Source organism: Bacillus sp. AFS001701 (assembly GCF_002559405.1).
Taxonomy (GTDB): Bacteria; Bacillota; Bacilli; order Bacillales; family Bacillaceae_G; genus Gottfriedia.
Window position 1 is genome coordinate 1 of the sequence record NZ_NTZO01000068.1, and the last position, 16,830, is coordinate 16,830.

Genomic DNA, 16,830 nt, shown 5'->3' on the forward strand with positions numbered 1-16,830 from the left:
TAAGTTTGAACCTTCAAAAAATGTGTTATTTAATTTCCACACTGAAGATATTGACGCTGCTTATAACTTTATGAAAAAAAATAATATTACAATTGTAAAAGAAATTGAATGCATTGGAGAATTTGCATATTTTAAATTTGAAGATTTGGATGGGAATGTATTAATGATTTGTACTAGTTAATATGAGAGAATAGTCGAGGAGAATCTAAAATTCAAGCCTGTATCATCGATTAATATCACGACACAGGCTATTTTTAAGCATTTTTAAATAATTTACGGATCATTCTGATTTGGCCACGGTGATTGATTTCATCCTCAAATACATGAAACCATTTAAAATAATTTGTAGCTTTTTCTCTTCCAAACTCTGTCTGCTCAAACAACCACTCATCTGAAAGTGTATTAAATTTTGCATAAGTTTCTTCTCGAACCGAGTTTAAAAGATTAATATAATAGTCTGCATCATTACCTTTAATCGTCTTTCTAGCATGATCATCTAAATCTAAACCAGGTAACCATTTCTCTTCTTCTTCCGAATTTAAATCTCGATTTTCAAATGTATTAAGCTGATACCAATACTCAACTCCTGCCATATGAGTTAATAACATCCCAATGGTATTACCTGTTGGGGAATGCAAATAATCTAACTCCTCCACTGTAATATCTTTAATAGCTTCCAAAGTTGTATATCTTACATAATTCATCATAGAAGTTAATGTATTAAAATCCCCTTTTACGCTATCTTGCTCTCCAACTAATAGTAATTTGTTCCATTCGTACATAGTCGCAACCCCTTTCATTTTTTTCTACACAAAATTTAATTTTTCAATAATTAATTAATAGAAAAAAGTTAATTATGATGCATCAGCATGAAGACGATGCTTTTTACAGCAATTACACTGAAATAAATAAGTTTGAACCTTCAAAAAATGTGTTATTTAATTTCCACACTGAAGATATTGACGCTGCTTATAACTTTATGACAAAAAATAATATTACAATTGTAAAAGAAATTGAATGCATTGGAGAATTTGCATATTTTAACTTTGAAGATTTGGATGGGATTGTATTTAAAAATTGGTAGATTCACTTATTTTTACCGCCTATTCTCTAAAATTTATCGCTCTTAATTTTATTACGATTACATTATACTAATATGACAAAAAAGACTACTATATTAATAGCAGTCAATTGGTGGTATACATTAGCGACTTAAACAAATTTCTACAACCCAGATCGATAAACTAAAGGAGTACACCCCTCAAGTTGTTTGAACTTTGCATTAAAATATGATTGGTGAGAATAACCAATTAATCTTGAAATTTCATCTAGTGGTAGGTCAGTTTCATCTAATAATCGTTTTGCTTCTCTAATGCGCACTTCATGGAGCGTCTCTCTAAACGATTGATTTGATTCGGCCGCAAAGCGACGACTTAGTGTACTTTTATTAATCCTTAGTGCATCAGCGCAATCTGTTAAACTCCATCCGGCATCCCAATAATTCGATTCAATTAACTCCCTTGTTTTTTCAACTAATGTACGATGGCCTTCTTGGGAAGAATCATTCTCTTGTAGCAATAGTCTTGTTGTAAAATCAAGCAATTCTTGAACAATTTGATAGATGATTGGTCCATGTACAATTTTTTGGAAAATGTCATAATAAGTACCTTCCCATGATGCATTTTGAAGATTATTTGATTTCATATATCTTCTTATTTGTGCAAGTACACTTGTTAATCGGATTCGAACAATTTCTGGATCTGGGTAAGGCTGCTGAAAGGTTAAAAATTCTCGTTCCATCCAGTCTCGAATCGCTTTTGCATCTCTTTTTTCTAGCATTTCAATCCAGTGGCGTTGCTCTAGAGGTGTAAGGAATGGATCCTTCTCTTGAAATGGCATTGGTTCGTTTTCAGCCAAAATAATATCATACCCTTCAAAGAAGATTCTCCGTGTTAACTGAAGTGTTTGCTCGAAAATATCTTTTAATGTCTCTTCCTGAGTTCCAACTTTCATTACAATTGCAAGAGGCTCATCCATCATTTCTTTCCAACGAGCAAGAAATGCATTATATTCGTCCTGCAATAATACTTCATCGACTTCATGTACACTTAAAATAAAGTCAGAACCTACAAATAAACGATTTTTCCCGGTAAAGGGATTTCGTTCTAATGCTTTATAGACAAGTGGAAGTGTACTTGAATTCGGTGTCAAAAATGCAACCATCGTAATCGGACCATCATACATTCGTTCATTCAAAAAAAGGTCAGGATAATCTATATTAAATGGACTTATTTCTTCATTAATGTTTTTAGTAAAGAATCGTTCTTTATTACGAATTTGATAGCGTAATTGTTGAATATGCTTAATTAAATCAGTAGGAGAAAACGGGCGAAACAATACATCCTCCGCTCGATATTGTAATGCAAGATAGGCAGTTTGAAAAATTCGCTCTGATGAAATACCTAACCAACGAATTGAAAATTTTTGGATTAAATCACCAAATCTTTCACTCTCATTTTTCCAATGATCCATATCAAATATGACCAGGTCTGGTTGCTGCTTTTGAATAGCCTTTTCAAATTCTCCCATCGTTTTCCAAGAAACAAGGTTAATACCAGTAAAGTGCGATTCCACGACCCACCTAATCCCTGAAGCTTCTAACTCATCTTTTGCAACTAAATGAATTTCCATCGTGTTTCACCTTCACTTCTAGCTTTTTTATATCATAATAGCAAATTTATATTGTTTTTGTAGATTAAAAACACTTAATTAATCGTTTTTAATGAAATAGTACTTGATCTAATTTGAAGTGAATTTTAAGTTTCAAATTTCCCTTCTAATAAAAGTGCCCCAAAAGTATGTAAACTTTTGAGACACTCACAAATGAATGATTATTTCTGATTAAACGGTGTAACAGGAGGCATAATATGTACTTTTTTATTTGGATAGATTCTTGCAATCACTGTTGATTGTGATAAACGTTTAATATCCTTTCCAGGTATCTCCATTGATACGCCATTCAGTGCAGTCTTATAAACATGCCTAATCGTATACGGTACATGTTGATCCTCTAGCAGAGTTTTTAATTCTTCTTGAAATTTTGCATGACTTTCTTCTACTTGCTTAGTTGCCTCTTCCAAAGTTAGTTGTTTTCCAGCTGCCTCTGCTTCCTTTACAGCTACCACAGCAGGCTTTGTTTTAAATTCAATAATAATCGAAGTCATTTGATTAGTTGAAAAATCAATTGATGGATCTACAAAAAAAGAAGGGTTCATTGTAACATTCGCCACCTTTGTCTCATCTGAAATTTTAGTTGTATTAAGTGTATTCCCATTACATCCGCTCATGATAAAAAGCATTAAAATAAATAAAATACTTCCTCTATAAAAATTCTTCATATTTACTACATCCCCTTCAAAAACTGTTTAATAAAAAAAAGACAATCTATCAGAATTTTATCCTTTAGAGTGCCCTTTCAAACATTATTTTGAGCAGATAAACTAAGTTTAGAAGTAATAAACATTTGTTACATCCTATAGTTATCATTCAAAAATTCAATATGATAATTAATCGTCCTCAAATATTGTTTTGTTGTATCTTTGGAAAGACTTTTAATCCTCTTTAACATGTGAACACTTAATACTTTTTCATTGTTATAAATTCTATATTTTTTTAAAGTTGACAGTCTATGATTATATTGACTCGCTTTGACTTCATTAAGTTTTTTTACATTTATTAGATAATCTGTAAAGTTCATAATTGCCCCTCCTACTTGTATAGAACAACGATTTTTCGTAAAAAGAACTAGTCCTATTATTAAAACCTACTTAGGACTAGTTCTTTGTATCATTCTATTTAGCATGTCTACTAATTATACCTCTAAAGTTTTATTTGTTTGAACCTTCAAGATTCATTGGTACTACGATAAAAAAGTAAAGTACGATGCATAACCCTAATGTCAATTTCAGTATTTTTACTTAAAACTAAAATTAGATTCCATATATTTTAGTGACAAAACAAAAGACCTTACCAAAATGGATAGGTCTTTAGCTAATACCCTAATTTAATTGATTCATCGTCACAGAAAAGATATAGCTTTGATACTTATCACAGCCTTCATATCTAAATCTCTTTCCGTCTTTTTTAAATTCTCTACCATCTTCTTGAAAACCTAAATCACGTAAAGCGTCTTTAATTGAACCATTTTCGTAATCTTTTCCAACCTGGAATTCGATACTCAAGTAACTCACCCTTTTACTAGTTTTTATTATTTATTTTGGTAATTTTAGGGTGGTTTTATACTTGGCTGTAGCTGATCACTTATACTATAACTATCGTAATATTTCTATAACCCGTTCTCATCGCACAACCTCTTTCTAAAATACCTCCAAACAGAAGCATCTGATTCTTCCATTGATGTCATTTCCAAAAGTGGCTTTGATCCTAATGTTTCTTCAAATGGACCCTTATATTTAATTTCAAAAGCTGCGTTTTGGTTTATCGAAAATACATTTTCATCTTGATCCATACAACTAGATTCTGAATTACTTTTTTCCCATTCATCTACAATTTCTTGAACTGGATAGACTATCCCAGTCCTTGATTTCCAGAGAATATTATTTTATGTGATAGCAAAGATTATCATTGTTAATAAAGGAATTTCAATGTAGCAAAGAAGATTATGTAAAAAATAAGGTCAATGAATTTTAAAAGCAGGAAAGTAGAAATTCTCTAAATTTTCTGCTTTTTCCTCATTTCTGACTTTACCATCTAATAAATATCGAAAATAATCATTTACTAATATAATAATTTTAATGCTTTTTTTCTCTTTAAGCTCCATTTTCTTGAGTTAATTTTAACCAAAATCATACATATTCTTAATAAAATTCGATTTTTTATTTACCAATTTTTAACTAAAATCGGTACAATTTAACCATTTTAAAAGAATAATCTGAATTTTCTCTCGACATTTCCGCTTATTTTCCCCTCACAAAATGCAAGAATTGACGATTTTTGTCGTTTGATAAACCAGTTTTTCAGATGATACGATGAATTCCTCAATACCACATTGTTAACCAAGGGGAGGAATTTTTAATGAACAAAAAAGTTTTAGCGGTTGGATTATCTGTAGGTTTAGCGGCAAGTAGTTTATCAGTAACTAATACATATGCTGCACCAAAAAATGTATTATCAAATTACAAGTACAACAAATCAGTAGGATCTCCTGAATTCGTTTCTGGTCAACTGACAAAACCATCAACTAAAAATGCTGAGGGCGTTGTAAAAGCTTATGTAAATGCTAACAAAGATAAGTTCAAATTAGGAACGAAGTCTGCTGAAGATTCATTCATTGTTCAGTCTAGTAAAAAAGATACTTACGGAACTGCACTTCACCTGCAACAAGTTTATAACGGTGTTCCTGTATGGGGATCAACTCAAACGGCAGTAGTTGGAGATAATGGTGTACTACAAGTTTTCTCTGGTACAGTTATTCCGAACTTAGATACTAAAAAAGGGTTAAAATCTACTAAAAAAGTTAACGCTAATAAATCTATCAAAATCGCAGAAGCAGACCTTGGATATACTCCTGTCTATGAAAAAGACCCTACATCTCAACTAGTAGTTTATACAAATGGTGATGATGCTACGTATGCTTATCAAGTAAACTTAAACTTCCTTTCTCCAAAACCTGGAAACTATAATTATTTCATTGAAGCTTCATCAGGAAAAATTTTAAATAAATTTAATAGTATTGATACAATGGACAGCATCCATGCTGCTAGTAAATCAGCTGGTGCATCAGTTGCTAAACCAACAGTTTCTGGTACAAATGTAACTGCAACAGGAAAAGGTGTACTTGGTGATACAAAAACATTAAATATGACTTTATCAGGTTCAACTTATTATTTACAAGACAATACAAGAGGAAACGGTATTTTCACATATAATGGATCTAATCGTACCACTCTTCCTGGAACTCTTTTGTCAAGTACTGACACACTACTAAATAGCACAAGTGAAGCTGCAGCAGTTGATGCACATTATTATGCTGGAAAAACATACGACTATTATAAAACTGTATTTGGACGCAATTCATTTGATGGTAACGGTGCTGCTTTAAAATCAACTGTCCATTATAGCCGTAGTTATAACAATGCATTTTGGAACGGTACTCAAATGGTTTATGGTGATGGTGATGGAACGACTTTCACTTACTTATCAGGTGGACTTGACGTAGTAGCGCATGAGTTGACTCACGCTGTTACAGAAAGAAGTTCAAACTTAATCTATCAAAATGAATCTGGTGCATTAAACGAAGCTATTTCGGATATTTTTGGGACTGTTATTGAGTTCTATAATAATAACAATCCAGATTACGAGATTGGTGAGGACATCTACACACCAGGTATTGCTGGTGACTCACTTCGTTCAATGAGTGATCCAACTAAATATGGTGATCCAGATCACTACTCAAAACGTTACACTGGAACTTCTGACAATGGAGGAGTTCATACTAATAGTAGTATTATTAATAAAGCTGCTTACTTAATTGCTGTAGGTGGAACTCATTATGGTGTATCTGTAACAGGCATCGGTAATGATAAACTTGCTAAAATTTTCTATCGCGCAAATACAGTTTACTTAACTTCTTCAGCAACATTTAGTCAAGCTCGTGCAGCACTTGTACAATCTGCTGCTGACTTATATGGTGCAAGCTCTGCTGAAGTATCAACTGTTAATAATGCATTTGATGCAGTTGGTGTAAAATAATTTTTAATTTATAAAGTAAAAGAAGTCTCATAAGTGAAGGTACTTATGAGACTCTTTTTTTTATAAATGGAAACAGCAATCGATAAATCCCATCGCTTTTTTATTGAGAAACTTTCGTACCATTCAAGAAATTGAGTAATTCATTAAATGTATTTTGAGCGGCTTTCGTGTTCATTTGGAACTGGTATTCATGACCTAATTTCCCTTCTGATTTACTATAAAAGACTTGTTTAACACCTGTTCTTTTTTCTAGTAAAGCTGCAAATTTTTTACCTTGTGATTCAAAGGAACCTGTATTTCCGTCAGTTATAAATGTTGAAACAAATTTTTCTGGTACATTTCTTAAAAGGGAGGTTTCCTTCGTCATCTTTTCATCTTCCCAATTGTATTTTCCAAAATAGGCCCATCCAACACGCTTAAACATAAATTTAATTAAACTTGAAGAAGCGTTTGTCTGCACTTCTTTCAGATCATATGGACCACAAAGAAGAATCGCACCACGAATTGAATTTGGATCAACGCTCTGACCTATTTTAGCTGTATCGGAATAGTGTTTATTCATTTGAATGCTTACAAATTGTGCTGTTAGCTGAGCTCCAGCTGAATCTCCAGCTATATAAATATTGTTTAAATCCAGTCCATATTTATCAGCATTTTTTTAACAAACTTGTAAGCTTGATCAATTTGTTGTAAAGGTATTGGATATGCAACACTCGGCGGGCGCTAAAGGGTAATTTATATTCACTACATTATACCCATGACTCGCTATATATGTAGCATATTTTCGAACATCATTTTTATCTCCCGCTACAAAAGCACCACCATGAATCCAAAAAATGGTTGGAACGTATTTTTGGTCACCTTTATATTTATTAAGCCAGTATTATCAATATTAAAGTCGAGCTCACAAAGTGGTCCCTGTTTTCTACTGATTTCATACATCAAAATTAGATTAATAACATTTTCTTAAGAGCATTGTAAATTCCATGTTCATTGCAACTATCTGTGATTAAATTGGCTTTCTCTTTAACCGCAGTTTCAGCATTTCCCATTGCAACGCCAATTCCTGAATGTTCCATTAGTTCGATGTCGTTCATTCCATCACCGAAGAAGACAATATCTTCTATCTTAAATCCATTTTCTTTAGCAATTTTCAAAATTGTTTTTGCTTTGGAACCTTCTCTAGGAATAACATCTGAGCCATATTGGTGCCAACTAACATATCGGAATTCGTTGATATCATATTTGTGAAGATCTTCAGTCTTGCAAAACAGCATAGCTTGAATAATGGAATTTTCTTTCCAATACATCTCATCAAATTCAGGGATAATCAATCCTAGACTTTCATAGGCCTTAGTTAATGACTCACCGGGTTCTTCAAAATGTCTTTTTACCCCGTTCAACGTTTGGAACACAATCTGATCATTGTTTTCCATCGCAATTTCAATTAGTTTCATTATAGATTCTTTTGAAAATATTTCTTCATGAGCTATTTCATGACGGACAAACCCTACTGACCCATTGCATAAAACATAAGTATCAATTTCTAGTTCGTCGACGATGGATATTGCAGAAGTGTAGTCTCTTCCTGTCGCGATTACAATTTCATGTCCATTTTCTTTTAGAGAAACCAAAGCTTGTTTCGTACTTTCTAAAAACTTCATTTCAGTCGTTAGTAATGTTCCATCAATATCAAAAACTATAAATTTTTTACTCATTTTCTTTCCCCACATTTTTCTCTATTTTTTTATCTTTTATTATGATTTAAATAGAATCTCTTTCTACAATTCGATATGGTATTTTTACTTTTTCGCTAGATTTCGCTATTACAAGGCTACAAGCTTGTTCACCAATTTTTGTTAATTGGTGATCCACTGTAGAAATTCCCATACCTATTCCAATTGGTTGATTTTCTTGGCCAATGATTGCTAAATCAGTAGGGATTTCCAATTGTTGCGACTTTGCGTATAAATACATTCCACCAGCCACTTCATCCCCATTTGCATAGATAGCGGTTGGCTTTTTTTGTAAATGCAGAAATTTCTTTGCTGCTTCATATCCATCTTCTAAGCAATGACAATCTGTGAGATGGTATTCATGTTGAAGTTCACCAAATATTTCTGTATAGGCAGCAATCATTTGCTTCGTGCTGTTGCTTTCTAGCCTAGCAGTTGTGAATGCTACCACATCATGCCCTTTGTTTTTTAATAATTGAAAAGCATCCAAATACGAAGAATAGCGGTCCATATAGGAACAGCCAATTTCCTTGTGTTGCGTATATTCACAAGCTACGATTGCACCATATTCGCTAAACGGAACGATTGTTTCCCAATCATTTGCTCGAGAAGTGATAATGATGCCATCATACAACTTGCTTTTTAATTTTTGCAAATACTCCATTTCTTTTTCTTTACGATAATTTGAAGGAAGCACCGTTATCAAAAAATCCTTCTCTAATGCCTTGTTCAGTATACCGTTTAATATTTGATCAAATGCTGGATTGTTGTTATAGGGGAGAATAACCCCTATTGTCCTTGTTTCTCCTCGAATTAAATCAATTGCATTTTTATTTGGTGTATAGTTCATTTCTTCAATAACTTTAAGAACTGCCTCACGTTTATCACTAGCAACATACTTATAATTGTTTAGTACTCTAGAAACAGTAGAGACCGATACACCTGATAATCTTGCAATATCGTTAATATTTGCCATCATACACCTCCAACATATATGAATTATCAAGGATTTTTATGCATTAACATTCATTTTCGGAAAAAGCGTTTAGAAAGTAAAGGAGGTTTCCACTGTATGCCCATCTTACCGTAATCCTGTGTTCTCCTACAATGAGTGTAGAATGTTCAATATCTTTCCTTTCTCCTTCAAACCAGAATGATTTTTCCATATTTATTAGTTTATTGCTTACAATATATAATCTTTTATTGGTTAAAAACAAATCTCCAAAGTAAATATTTAGTGTTCCATCAAAGATTTCCAATAAGCCTGTAACGGTAGACACTACATTTTCATCGTGTTGAAAGTTAACTTTTCGGTTCATTTTTTTCTCCCCCCGGTGAAATACGGCTTACTTTCAATCTAATTTATGAAATGGATTTCAAGTCAAGAGATAAAATCAAACTAAATTTCTGGCCAGCTATAAGGAAGCAGATTAAAGTTTTCATCACTCGGTTTATTGAACAAATAACCATAAGAAATCTAGAGCGATGAACATCAAAAAAAGTTGGGATCATTGATTCCAACTTTTTTTGTTTATACTGATTATTTTTGACTGTGTTGCATTGCCTGTTTCTCCAAATACTTGTACATCTTTTTCATATTTTCTGGTGCGTCCAATGGGTCACCTGCAATCATTTCAATCATACAGAGTCTTTCGGAACATTCAATTTCAGCTTCGTTTATTGCCTGTTCAAGCTCACCATAAGTACGAACAATAGCAGTAAACGCATTGCCTCCAAAAGCTTCAGCAAGCTTAGTGTAAGACCACCTAGGGATTTTGTTGTATGTTTGATTTTTGGTTTTAACATTTAAATATTTTTCGATGGTATAACCGTCATTGTTTAAGACGAAAATTATCGGTTTACAGCCGTAATAGAGCATGGAGCTGATTTCTTGTGCAGTTAGTTGTAGTGAGCCATCACCTGTAAACAGCAACACCCGACGTTTTGGGGCTGCGATACAGGCACCAAACGTCGAGGGGGTTGCATATCCGATGGAGCCCCAGCCTCCTTGCCCAATATATGTAATATTACTAGGCAGTCTCACCTCCGCCATGCCATTGAAGAGTGTACCAATCTCAACAATCATAATGTCGTCCTTTTTCAGCATACGTTGAAAAAGTGGATAATAGCCGGCTGCCTTAAGTGGTTCATCGTTACTTACATTGAATTGATCGTATGGAAATGACACTTTTTTTAGCAATCCTTGACCTTTATAACACACTTTTTGTACTGCTTGAAGCATGTCATTAGCAAGAACGTTCGGATATACCGCTTCAGCAATCTTCACTAGGTCCGATTGGATATTAATGGTCACCATTGAATTCAGTTTTGCTGTAAAATTTGCTGTGTTGGTGTCCGCGGGTACTAAGCCAATTGCAATGATACAGTCTGCATTTTCTACCGTACTTTGAACTTCAGAACATCCAAACGAGCCTAAATACATACCGATATAATTTGGGTGGGTTTCATCAAATGCCCCTTTACCGAACATCATGGACGCAACAGGTATATTCATGGCGTCTGCTAGTTGTAGAACTGCAGCCTGAAGGCCAAAACGTATTGTTTTTACATCCACTAGGATAACCGGCCGCTTTGCACATTCTAGTAGTTGACGGACATGATCAGTCGCTGCTTGAAGAGATTTTAAGTTTGACGTTTTTAGTTGTGGTGTTGGCTCTATCCGGTTCTGAATCGGCTGATCCACAAAATCATCTGCCACAACGAGGTAAACAGGTTGTTTCTTTTCTTTTGCAATGCGAATAGCAGCAGGAATTTCAATCATGACATTTTCAGGTGTGAGTACCGCACTATAGGCCGTTATCTGTTTATACATATTGCGAAATACATTAAAATCCCCATCCATTAGAGTGTGGTGCATTAGCTTGTGCTCTTTTTGATCTTTTTCTTTTGGCGAACCAACAATGTGGATTATCGGAACGTGTTCACTATAGGCTCCAGCTATCGGATTACATGCATTCAACTCCCCAACACCAAACGTTGTAATAAGCGCAGTAATCCCTTTGATTCTTGCATAGCCATCTGAAGCGTAACCCGCGTTTAGTTCGTTCCGTCCTTCTATAAACTGGATTCCGTTATATCGCTCCAACGTATCAAGTAGTGAAAAATTATAGTCCCCTGCGACGCCGAAAATTTCAGTAATCCCCTCTTGCTTCAAACAATCAAACAAAAACTGCCCAACTGTTTTTTGTGCCATACCAGCATGTGTGTCGGGACTAACTGTATTCTTCATTTTATCCATTACACACCCACTCCTTTTCCAGTATCAATAGCTTGTTCAGTTTTTTACTACCCTTTTTATTCGTACCCTATCAAAGAACAGGTTATACGGTAGATTGGAATAAGGAATAATGTTAAACCAATACAAAGCAACAAAAGGACAAATTCGAATTAACGAATTTGCCCCTTTTTTAAAATAGATGGTTACTGAATTGTGTTTTTCAACATATTGTACATATTTGTAACATGTTCATCGACTTGATCTTGCGATTAAAGCTGTTCACTTAAGCATGGGTTGGATACAGTTATTCTAAATCTCTACTAATCGCTCTTCCTGCTTGTCTACCTGAAAATAAACAACCGCCTAAAAATGTTCCTTCCATTGCACGGTAACCGTGTACGCCGCCGCCGCCGAATCCAGCAACTTCACCTGCTGCATATAGTCCAGGAATTGGATCACCTAAAGAATTTAATACATTACCATCTAAATTTGTTTGAAGTCCACCAAGTGTTTTACGACTTACAATATTTAAACGAACAGCAATTAATGGACCGTTTTTTGGGTCTAAAATTTTATGAGGAGATGCAACCCGAATTAATTTATCACCAATATAATTTCGCGCTCCTCTTAAGGCAGTGATTTGTAAGTCTTTCGTAAATTTATTATCCATTTCACGATCACGTGCAATCAGTTGACGTTCGATTTCATCATAGTTTAGTAAATTTTCCCCAGTTATCTTATTCATGCCTTCAACAAGCTCTTCTAACATGTCTGCAACGACAAAGTCCTCTCCTTTTTCCATAAAAGCTTTTACAGGTGCTGGTATCCCTGAAGTTGCTCTTTTCATCACTTGTTTTATGCTTTTTCCGGTTAAATCAGGATTTTGTTCTGAACCTGAAAGTGCAAACTCTTTTTGAATAATTTTTTTCGTTAAAATAAACCAGGAGTAATCATAACCAGTTTGTTGAATAGCTTGTAATGTACCTAAAGTATCAAAACCAGGAAAATTTGGTGCAGGAAAGCGTTGTCCCCTAGCATCTAACCAAATTGAAGAAGGACCAGGAAGAATACGGATACCATGATTGCTCCATACCGGATTCCAATTTTTTATGCCTTCAGTATAGTGCCACATTCGATCACGATTAACAATTCGACCACCAGCATTTTCAGTAATGGCAAGCATTCGACCATCAACATGTGCTGGTACACCAGATATCATCCTTTTCGGCGGGGTACCTAATCGACTTGGCCAATTTTGGCGTATTAAATCAAAGTTCGCCCCAATACCGCCACTTGATACTAAAACGGCCTTTGCCCCATATTGAAAGTCACCAATTACTTCACGAGAGCTATCTTCTCCTCGTTCTGATTTACTTGGTTCTAATAAAGAACCATTTACTCCTACTACAGCTCCATCTTGTGTTAGTAGTTGATCTACACGATGTCGGGATCTGAATTCTACTAAACCTTTTTTCATATACTCACGAACTCTTCGTTCGAAAGGTGCAACAATTCCAGGACCCGTCCCCCATACTACGTGAAATCGGGGCACTGAATTCCCATGACCTTCTGCAAGATATCCTCCACGTTCAGCCCAACCGACGATTGGAAAAAATCTCACCCCCATGTCATAAAGCCATTGCCTCTTCTCACCTGATGCAAACTCGACATATGCCTCTGCCCATTTCTTTCCCCAATAATCCTCATCATCTTCTCGATCAAATCCTGCTGTTCCAAGCCAATCCTGCCAAGCTAATTCCCTTGAATCCTTAATTCCTAACCTACGTTGCTCAGGAGAATCTACTAAAAATAACCCACCAAATGACCACCAAGCTTGACCACCTATTGACGCTTTCGGTTCCTGGTCTAATAACAATACACTTTTCCCAGCATCAGCCATCTCAGCAGTTGCAACTAAACCAGCCAATCCTGCACCAACAACAATCACATCGAACTTCTCCATCCAACTTCTCCCTCCTTTTAAGCCTTCTAATCTATCAAATTATAAATTTATCTACAAAAACAGTTTTCTAAATTTTCAGTTATCAAATAAATAATACAGCAAATAGCATGATAATAAAAGGAAAGAAGGTCCATCAATCCTGAACCTTCCTCCTAATTCAATGCTTTTGTCAACCAATCCTAATGTACATTTTTCTTTTTAAATCTTCCACCGCGTACTTCTGCAATATCTGAAATCGCTAAAAAGGCACTTTGGTCAATGTCATCGACAATCGTTTTCAATTCCGCTTCTTCTAATCGGGTGATAACACAATAGATAACCTTTGTAGTTTCACCAGAGTATGCTCCTGTACCATTTATATATGTAACACCACGGCCCATCCTAAAAAGAATTGCTTCTCCAATATCATCACTTTTGTCACTAATAATCCATGCTGATTTTGATTGTTCTAATCCTTCAACTACGATATCAATTGTTTTAAATGCAACTAAATAGGCAATAATTGAGTACATTGCTCGATCCCAAGAAAAAATGAATCCAGCAGCTCCTAAAATAAATAAGTTGAATACCATAATGATTTCACCAACGGAAAAAGGAATCTTACTATTAATAATGATCGCTAGAATCTCAATCCCGTCTAGTGCCCCACCAAATCGAATCGCTAATCCTACTCCAACACCTAAAACCATTCCTCCAAATATCGTTGCAAGTAAAATATCTTCGGTAAATGCAGGGATATGATGAAACATACTTGTTAAATAGGAAAGAACAGTGATGCCAAGTATCGTCGAAATTGCGAACGTTTTCCCTATTTGCTTATAGCCTAAATAAAAAAAAGGTAAATTTAATATAAAAAGAAATACACCAAGTGGTAGCCCTGTAAGATGGGAAACCATAATCGAAATACCTGTTATTCCACCATCGATAACATCATTTGGAACTAAAAATATTTCAAGACCTGTCGCTACAAGTAAGGAACCAACTAGCATAGCGATTGTTCTTTGTAAAATCTTCATTTTATGAGATTTCCCATTTGTTGAATGTATTGCTTCTGCCATCTCAAATACCGTCCTAACTGTTTTGTAAAATTTTTCTACATTTAATATTTGCTCTAATGCTCAATTTATACTAATTAAGTTCATTCACTGGACATTCACAATTTGTTCAAATATAATTAGCTAGACAACTATTTTAATTAGCTAGCTAACTAATTTTCCAAGGAGACTTTTTTATGCGCAAAAAGCAGCCTTTCTTTTTTTTATTAAATCAAACTACTCGTCAGTTTTCGAAATCATTTAATGAGCATCTCGTTCCTACTGGATTGTATTTGGCACAATGGTCCGTTATTCACTATATCCATTTACATGGACCATGTACTCAACGAACAATTTGTTCGAATTTGAATATTGAGCCACCTACACTTACACGAACACTACGCAGAATGGAAGTTTTAGACTTAATTGTTCGCAAAGAAGGAACAGATAAAAGAGAAAAAATGATTCATCTAACTGATAAAGCTATAAATCAATTTGATAGTTGGAAAGAGCAAATCATCTCATTTGAGAATGATGTTATTAAAGATATACCAGATGAAGAGCTTGATATTGCACTTCAAGTTTTTCAAAAAATGATGAACAATATGAAAGCGTCGGAGGTTACTAAACAGGGGGAATAAGTTTGAAAAACGAACGTTTATGGACAAAGGATTTTCTAAGTGTAAGCTTAAGTGGATTTTTTGTGTTTTTAGTATTTTATACGTTGATGGCGACATTGCCGATTTTTGTGATTGATAATTTAGGCCAAGAAGATAGCAAAGTTGGTCTAGTAGTAACATGCTTTCTTATCGCCTCAGTTGCAATTCGTCCTTTTGCAGGCATCTGGCTTGATACAATTGGTCGCAGAAAAATATTAATCATTTCATTAGTTTTCTTTACATTAACAACATTTTTATATCCTTTTATAAATAATTTTGCATTATTACTATTATTGCGTTTTGCACAAGGGATTGCTTTTGGTCTTGGAACAACCGCAACTGGTACTATTGTTGCTGAAATAGTTCCTATATCACGTAGAGGCGAAGGTATGAGTTATTATAGCTCATCCATGATCCTTGCAATGGTATTTGGTCCTTATCTTGGTATTAATTTAATGAATCATTTCACCTTCCATATTTTGTTTTTTGTTTGTGGATTCTTCGCAATTATTTCACTTATTTTCGGTCTATTCATCGCGATACCTAAACAAACATTAAAAGCAAAAACTCGAATTAAACCATCACAATTAATTGAGCGTTCAGCATTACCAATCTCAATTACTTCAGCAATTATCTCTTTTGGTTACAGTGGTATCATTTCATTTATCACATTATACGCAAAGAATTTAGGTTTTGTAGATATTGCTAGTTTCTTTTTTATTGTTTATGCAGTTTTCATTTTAGGTTCAAGACCTTTCACTGGTAAACTATTTGATCGTAAGGGAGCAAACATAATTGTTTATCCTGGGATCATCTTATTTACGATTGGTCTAGTTGTCTTGAGTTTTTCAACTGTCCCAACAATCTTTTTATTTTCCGCTGCATTAATCGGTCTAGGCTATGGTTCAATCGTACCTAGTTTTCAAACATTAGCGATTAACACTGCTGCCCCTGCTAAAAAGGGAATGGCGACAGCGACATTTTTTATGTTTTTTGATGTCGGTATGGGGATTGGCTCTTACGTTCTTGGAATTGTATCTGCGAAAACATCTTTCCATATTATGTACGTAATAACCGCAATTGCTGTATTGTCAACGACTATCATTTACTATTTATTGCATGATCGTGAACAAAGAAAAGCAATAGATCTTGAAAATGCAGCAGCCTAAACTTAAAACCCACCAAATTTTTTTGGTGGGTTTTCTACATTTACATCGTTATTCCTTTATCGATAACAATAATTTTAACTTTTACTTTTATATTCGATTTTTGATATGTATCAAGCCAATGATTCTCGATTTTTTCCCAATCAGCATACTGAAATGAATGAGCAAGTATACCAAATCCAACTGGATCAACTTTATCTTTTTGAAAAGATTGGATTAAATTATTTAGTTCTTTTTGTAATTTTTTTTCTATCGCTTTTTTT

The 16,830-nt window shown here is 34.3% G+C and carries 17 protein-coding genes and 1 pseudogene; 5 read left to right on the top strand and 13 right to left on the bottom strand.

Annotation, left to right across the window (positions count from 1 at the left end; all coding sequences use genetic code 11):
- Positions 1-181: VOC family protein (locus CN514_RS05865; RefSeq protein WP_353652055.1), on the top strand; the 181-nt coding region annotated here is incomplete at its 5' end.
- Between the two features lie 73 nt (positions 182-254).
- On the opposite strand, the gene CN514_RS05870 is transcribed toward CN514_RS05865, so the two are convergent.
- Entirely contained in the window at positions 255-782 is a 528-nt protein-coding gene (locus CN514_RS05870) for a DinB family protein (RefSeq protein ID WP_098231794.1), read from the bottom strand.
- Between the two features lie 74 nt (positions 783-856).
- On the opposite strand from CN514_RS05870, the gene CN514_RS05875 reads away from it, so the two are divergent.
- Positions 857-1,084 carry a VOC family protein gene (locus CN514_RS05875; protein WP_176525809.1) on the top strand — a complete coding sequence of 76 codons (228 nt, stop codon included), beginning with the start codon at positions 857-859 and terminating at the stop codon, positions 1,082-1,084.
- 140 nt (positions 1,085-1,224) lie between these two features.
- On the opposite strand, the gene CN514_RS05880 is transcribed toward CN514_RS05875, so the two are convergent.
- The 4 genes from CN514_RS05880 to CN514_RS05900 all read right to left on the bottom strand — a co-directional run bounded on the left by CN514_RS05880 (position 1,225) and on the right by CN514_RS05900 (position 4,528).
- Entirely contained in the window at positions 1,225-2,691 is a 1,467-nt protein-coding gene (locus CN514_RS05880; protein WP_098231796.1) for a response regulator transcription factor, read from the bottom strand.
- Positions 2,692-2,891: 200 nt separating this feature from the next.
- On the bottom strand, positions 2,892-3,398 hold the full coding sequence (locus CN514_RS05885; protein ID WP_286141579.1) for a protease inhibitor I9 family protein: 507 nt from the start codon (positions 3,396-3,398) through the stop codon (positions 2,892-2,894).
- Between the two features lie 660 nt (positions 3,399-4,058).
- Positions 4,059-4,241, bottom strand: coding sequence for a hypothetical protein (locus CN514_RS05895; protein WP_098231797.1), 183 nt, complete (start codon positions 4,239-4,241; stop codon positions 4,059-4,061).
- A 104-nt stretch (positions 4,242-4,345) separates the two neighbouring features.
- A complete protein-coding gene (locus CN514_RS05900) occupies positions 4,346-4,528 on the bottom strand; it encodes a hypothetical protein (protein ID WP_098231798.1) in 183 nt (60 codons plus the stop codon).
- A 566-nt stretch (positions 4,529-5,094) separates the two neighbouring features.
- Here CN514_RS05900 and CN514_RS05905 point away from each other — a divergent pair.
- Entirely contained in the window at positions 5,095-6,771 is a 1,677-nt protein-coding gene (locus CN514_RS05905) for a M4 family metallopeptidase (RefSeq protein ID WP_098231799.1), read from the top strand.
- A gap of 100 nt (positions 6,772-6,871) precedes the next feature.
- Here the strand turns inward: CN514_RS05905 and CN514_RS05910 are convergent.
- From CN514_RS05910 to CN514_RS05940, 7 genes and pseudogenes are all read right to left on the bottom strand, one after another.
- Positions 6,872-7,621: pseudogene (locus CN514_RS05910) on the bottom strand (alpha/beta hydrolase); the annotation flags it as partial.
- 97 nt (positions 7,622-7,718) lie between these two features.
- On the bottom strand, positions 7,719-8,489 hold the full coding sequence (locus tag CN514_RS05915) for a Cof-type HAD-IIB family hydrolase (RefSeq protein WP_098231801.1): 771 nt from the start codon (positions 8,487-8,489) through the stop codon (positions 7,719-7,721).
- 46 nt (positions 8,490-8,535) lie between these two features.
- Positions 8,536-9,483, bottom strand: coding sequence for a LacI family DNA-binding transcriptional regulator (locus CN514_RS05920; protein ID WP_098231802.1), 948 nt, complete (start codon positions 9,481-9,483; stop codon positions 8,536-8,538).
- A gap of 43 nt (positions 9,484-9,526) precedes the next feature.
- Complete coding sequence (locus CN514_RS05925) at positions 9,527-9,826, bottom strand: hypothetical protein (RefSeq protein ID WP_098231803.1); 300 nt, start codon at positions 9,824-9,826, stop codon at positions 9,527-9,529.
- A 221-nt stretch (positions 9,827-10,047) separates the two neighbouring features.
- Complete coding sequence (locus CN514_RS05930; RefSeq protein WP_098231804.1) at positions 10,048-11,766, bottom strand: alpha-keto acid decarboxylase family protein; 1,719 nt, start codon at positions 11,764-11,766, stop codon at positions 10,048-10,050.
- Positions 11,767-12,049: 283 nt separating this feature from the next.
- Positions 12,050-13,708 (bottom strand): FAD-binding dehydrogenase, encoded by a 1,659-nt coding sequence (locus CN514_RS05935; RefSeq protein WP_098231805.1) that lies wholly within the window; start codon positions 13,706-13,708, stop codon positions 12,050-12,052.
- Between the two features lie 179 nt (positions 13,709-13,887).
- Complete coding sequence (locus CN514_RS05940; protein WP_098231806.1) at positions 13,888-14,766, bottom strand: YitT family protein; 879 nt, start codon at positions 14,764-14,766, stop codon at positions 13,888-13,890.
- A gap of 173 nt (positions 14,767-14,939) precedes the next feature.
- On the opposite strand from CN514_RS05940, the gene CN514_RS05945 reads away from it, so the two are divergent.
- Together CN514_RS05945 and CN514_RS05950 are read left to right on the top strand one after the other, a co-directional pair.
- A complete protein-coding gene (locus CN514_RS05945) occupies positions 14,940-15,383 on the top strand; it encodes a MarR family winged helix-turn-helix transcriptional regulator (RefSeq protein WP_098231807.1) in 444 nt (147 codons plus the stop codon).
- 2 nt (positions 15,384-15,385) lie between these two features.
- On the top strand, positions 15,386-16,570 hold the full coding sequence (locus tag CN514_RS05950; protein ID WP_098231808.1) for an MFS transporter: 1,185 nt from the start codon (positions 15,386-15,388) through the stop codon (positions 16,568-16,570).
- A gap of 40 nt (positions 16,571-16,610) precedes the next feature.
- On the opposite strand, the gene CN514_RS05955 is transcribed toward CN514_RS05950, so the two are convergent.
- A partial coding sequence (locus CN514_RS05955) for a Ger(x)C family spore germination C-terminal domain-containing protein (RefSeq protein WP_217993915.1) occupies positions 16,611-16,830 on the bottom strand: 220 nt, incomplete at its 5' end.

Excerpts from the sequence above, each read along its gene's own strand:
- CN514_RS05915 (WP_098231801.1), bottom strand. The coding sequence starts at position 8,489 with ATGAGTAAAAAATTTATAGTTTTTGATATTGATGGAACATTACTAACG.
- CN514_RS05930 (WP_098231804.1), bottom strand. The coding sequence starts at position 11,766 with ATGGATAAAATGAAGAATACAGTTAGTCCCGACACACATGCTGGTATG.
- CN514_RS05935 (WP_098231805.1), bottom strand. The coding sequence starts at position 13,708 with ATGGAGAAGTTCGATGTGATTGTTGTTGGTGCAGGATTGGCTGGTTTA.
- CN514_RS05880 (WP_098231796.1), bottom strand. The coding sequence starts at position 2,691 with ATGGAAATTCATTTAGTTGCAAAAGATGAGTTAGAAGCTTCAGGGATT.
- CN514_RS05925 (WP_098231803.1), bottom strand. The coding sequence starts at position 9,826 with ATGAACCGAAAAGTTAACTTTCAACACGATGAAAATGTAGTGTCTACC.
- CN514_RS05940 (WP_098231806.1), bottom strand. The coding sequence starts at position 14,766 with ATGGCAGAAGCAATACATTCAACAAATGGGAAATCTCATAAAATGAAG.
- CN514_RS05945 (WP_098231807.1), top strand. The coding sequence starts at position 14,940 with ATGCGCAAAAAGCAGCCTTTCTTTTTTTTATTAAATCAAACTACTCGT.
- CN514_RS05870 (WP_098231794.1), bottom strand. The coding sequence starts at position 782 with ATGTACGAATGGAACAAATTACTATTAGTTGGAGAGCAAGATAGCGTA.
- CN514_RS05875 (WP_176525809.1), top strand. The coding sequence starts at position 857 with ATGATGCATCAGCATGAAGACGATGCTTTTTACAGCAATTACACTGAA.
- CN514_RS05905 (WP_098231799.1), top strand. The coding sequence starts at position 5,095 with ATGAACAAAAAAGTTTTAGCGGTTGGATTATCTGTAGGTTTAGCGGCA.
- CN514_RS05900 (WP_098231798.1), bottom strand. The coding sequence starts at position 4,528 with ATGGATCAAGATGAAAATGTATTTTCGATAAACCAAAACGCAGCTTTT.
- CN514_RS05920 (WP_098231802.1), bottom strand. The coding sequence starts at position 9,483 with ATGGCAAATATTAACGATATTGCAAGATTATCAGGTGTATCGGTCTCT.
- CN514_RS05885 (WP_286141579.1), bottom strand. The coding sequence starts at position 3,398 with ATGAAGAATTTTTATAGAGGAAGTATTTTATTTATTTTAATGCTTTTT.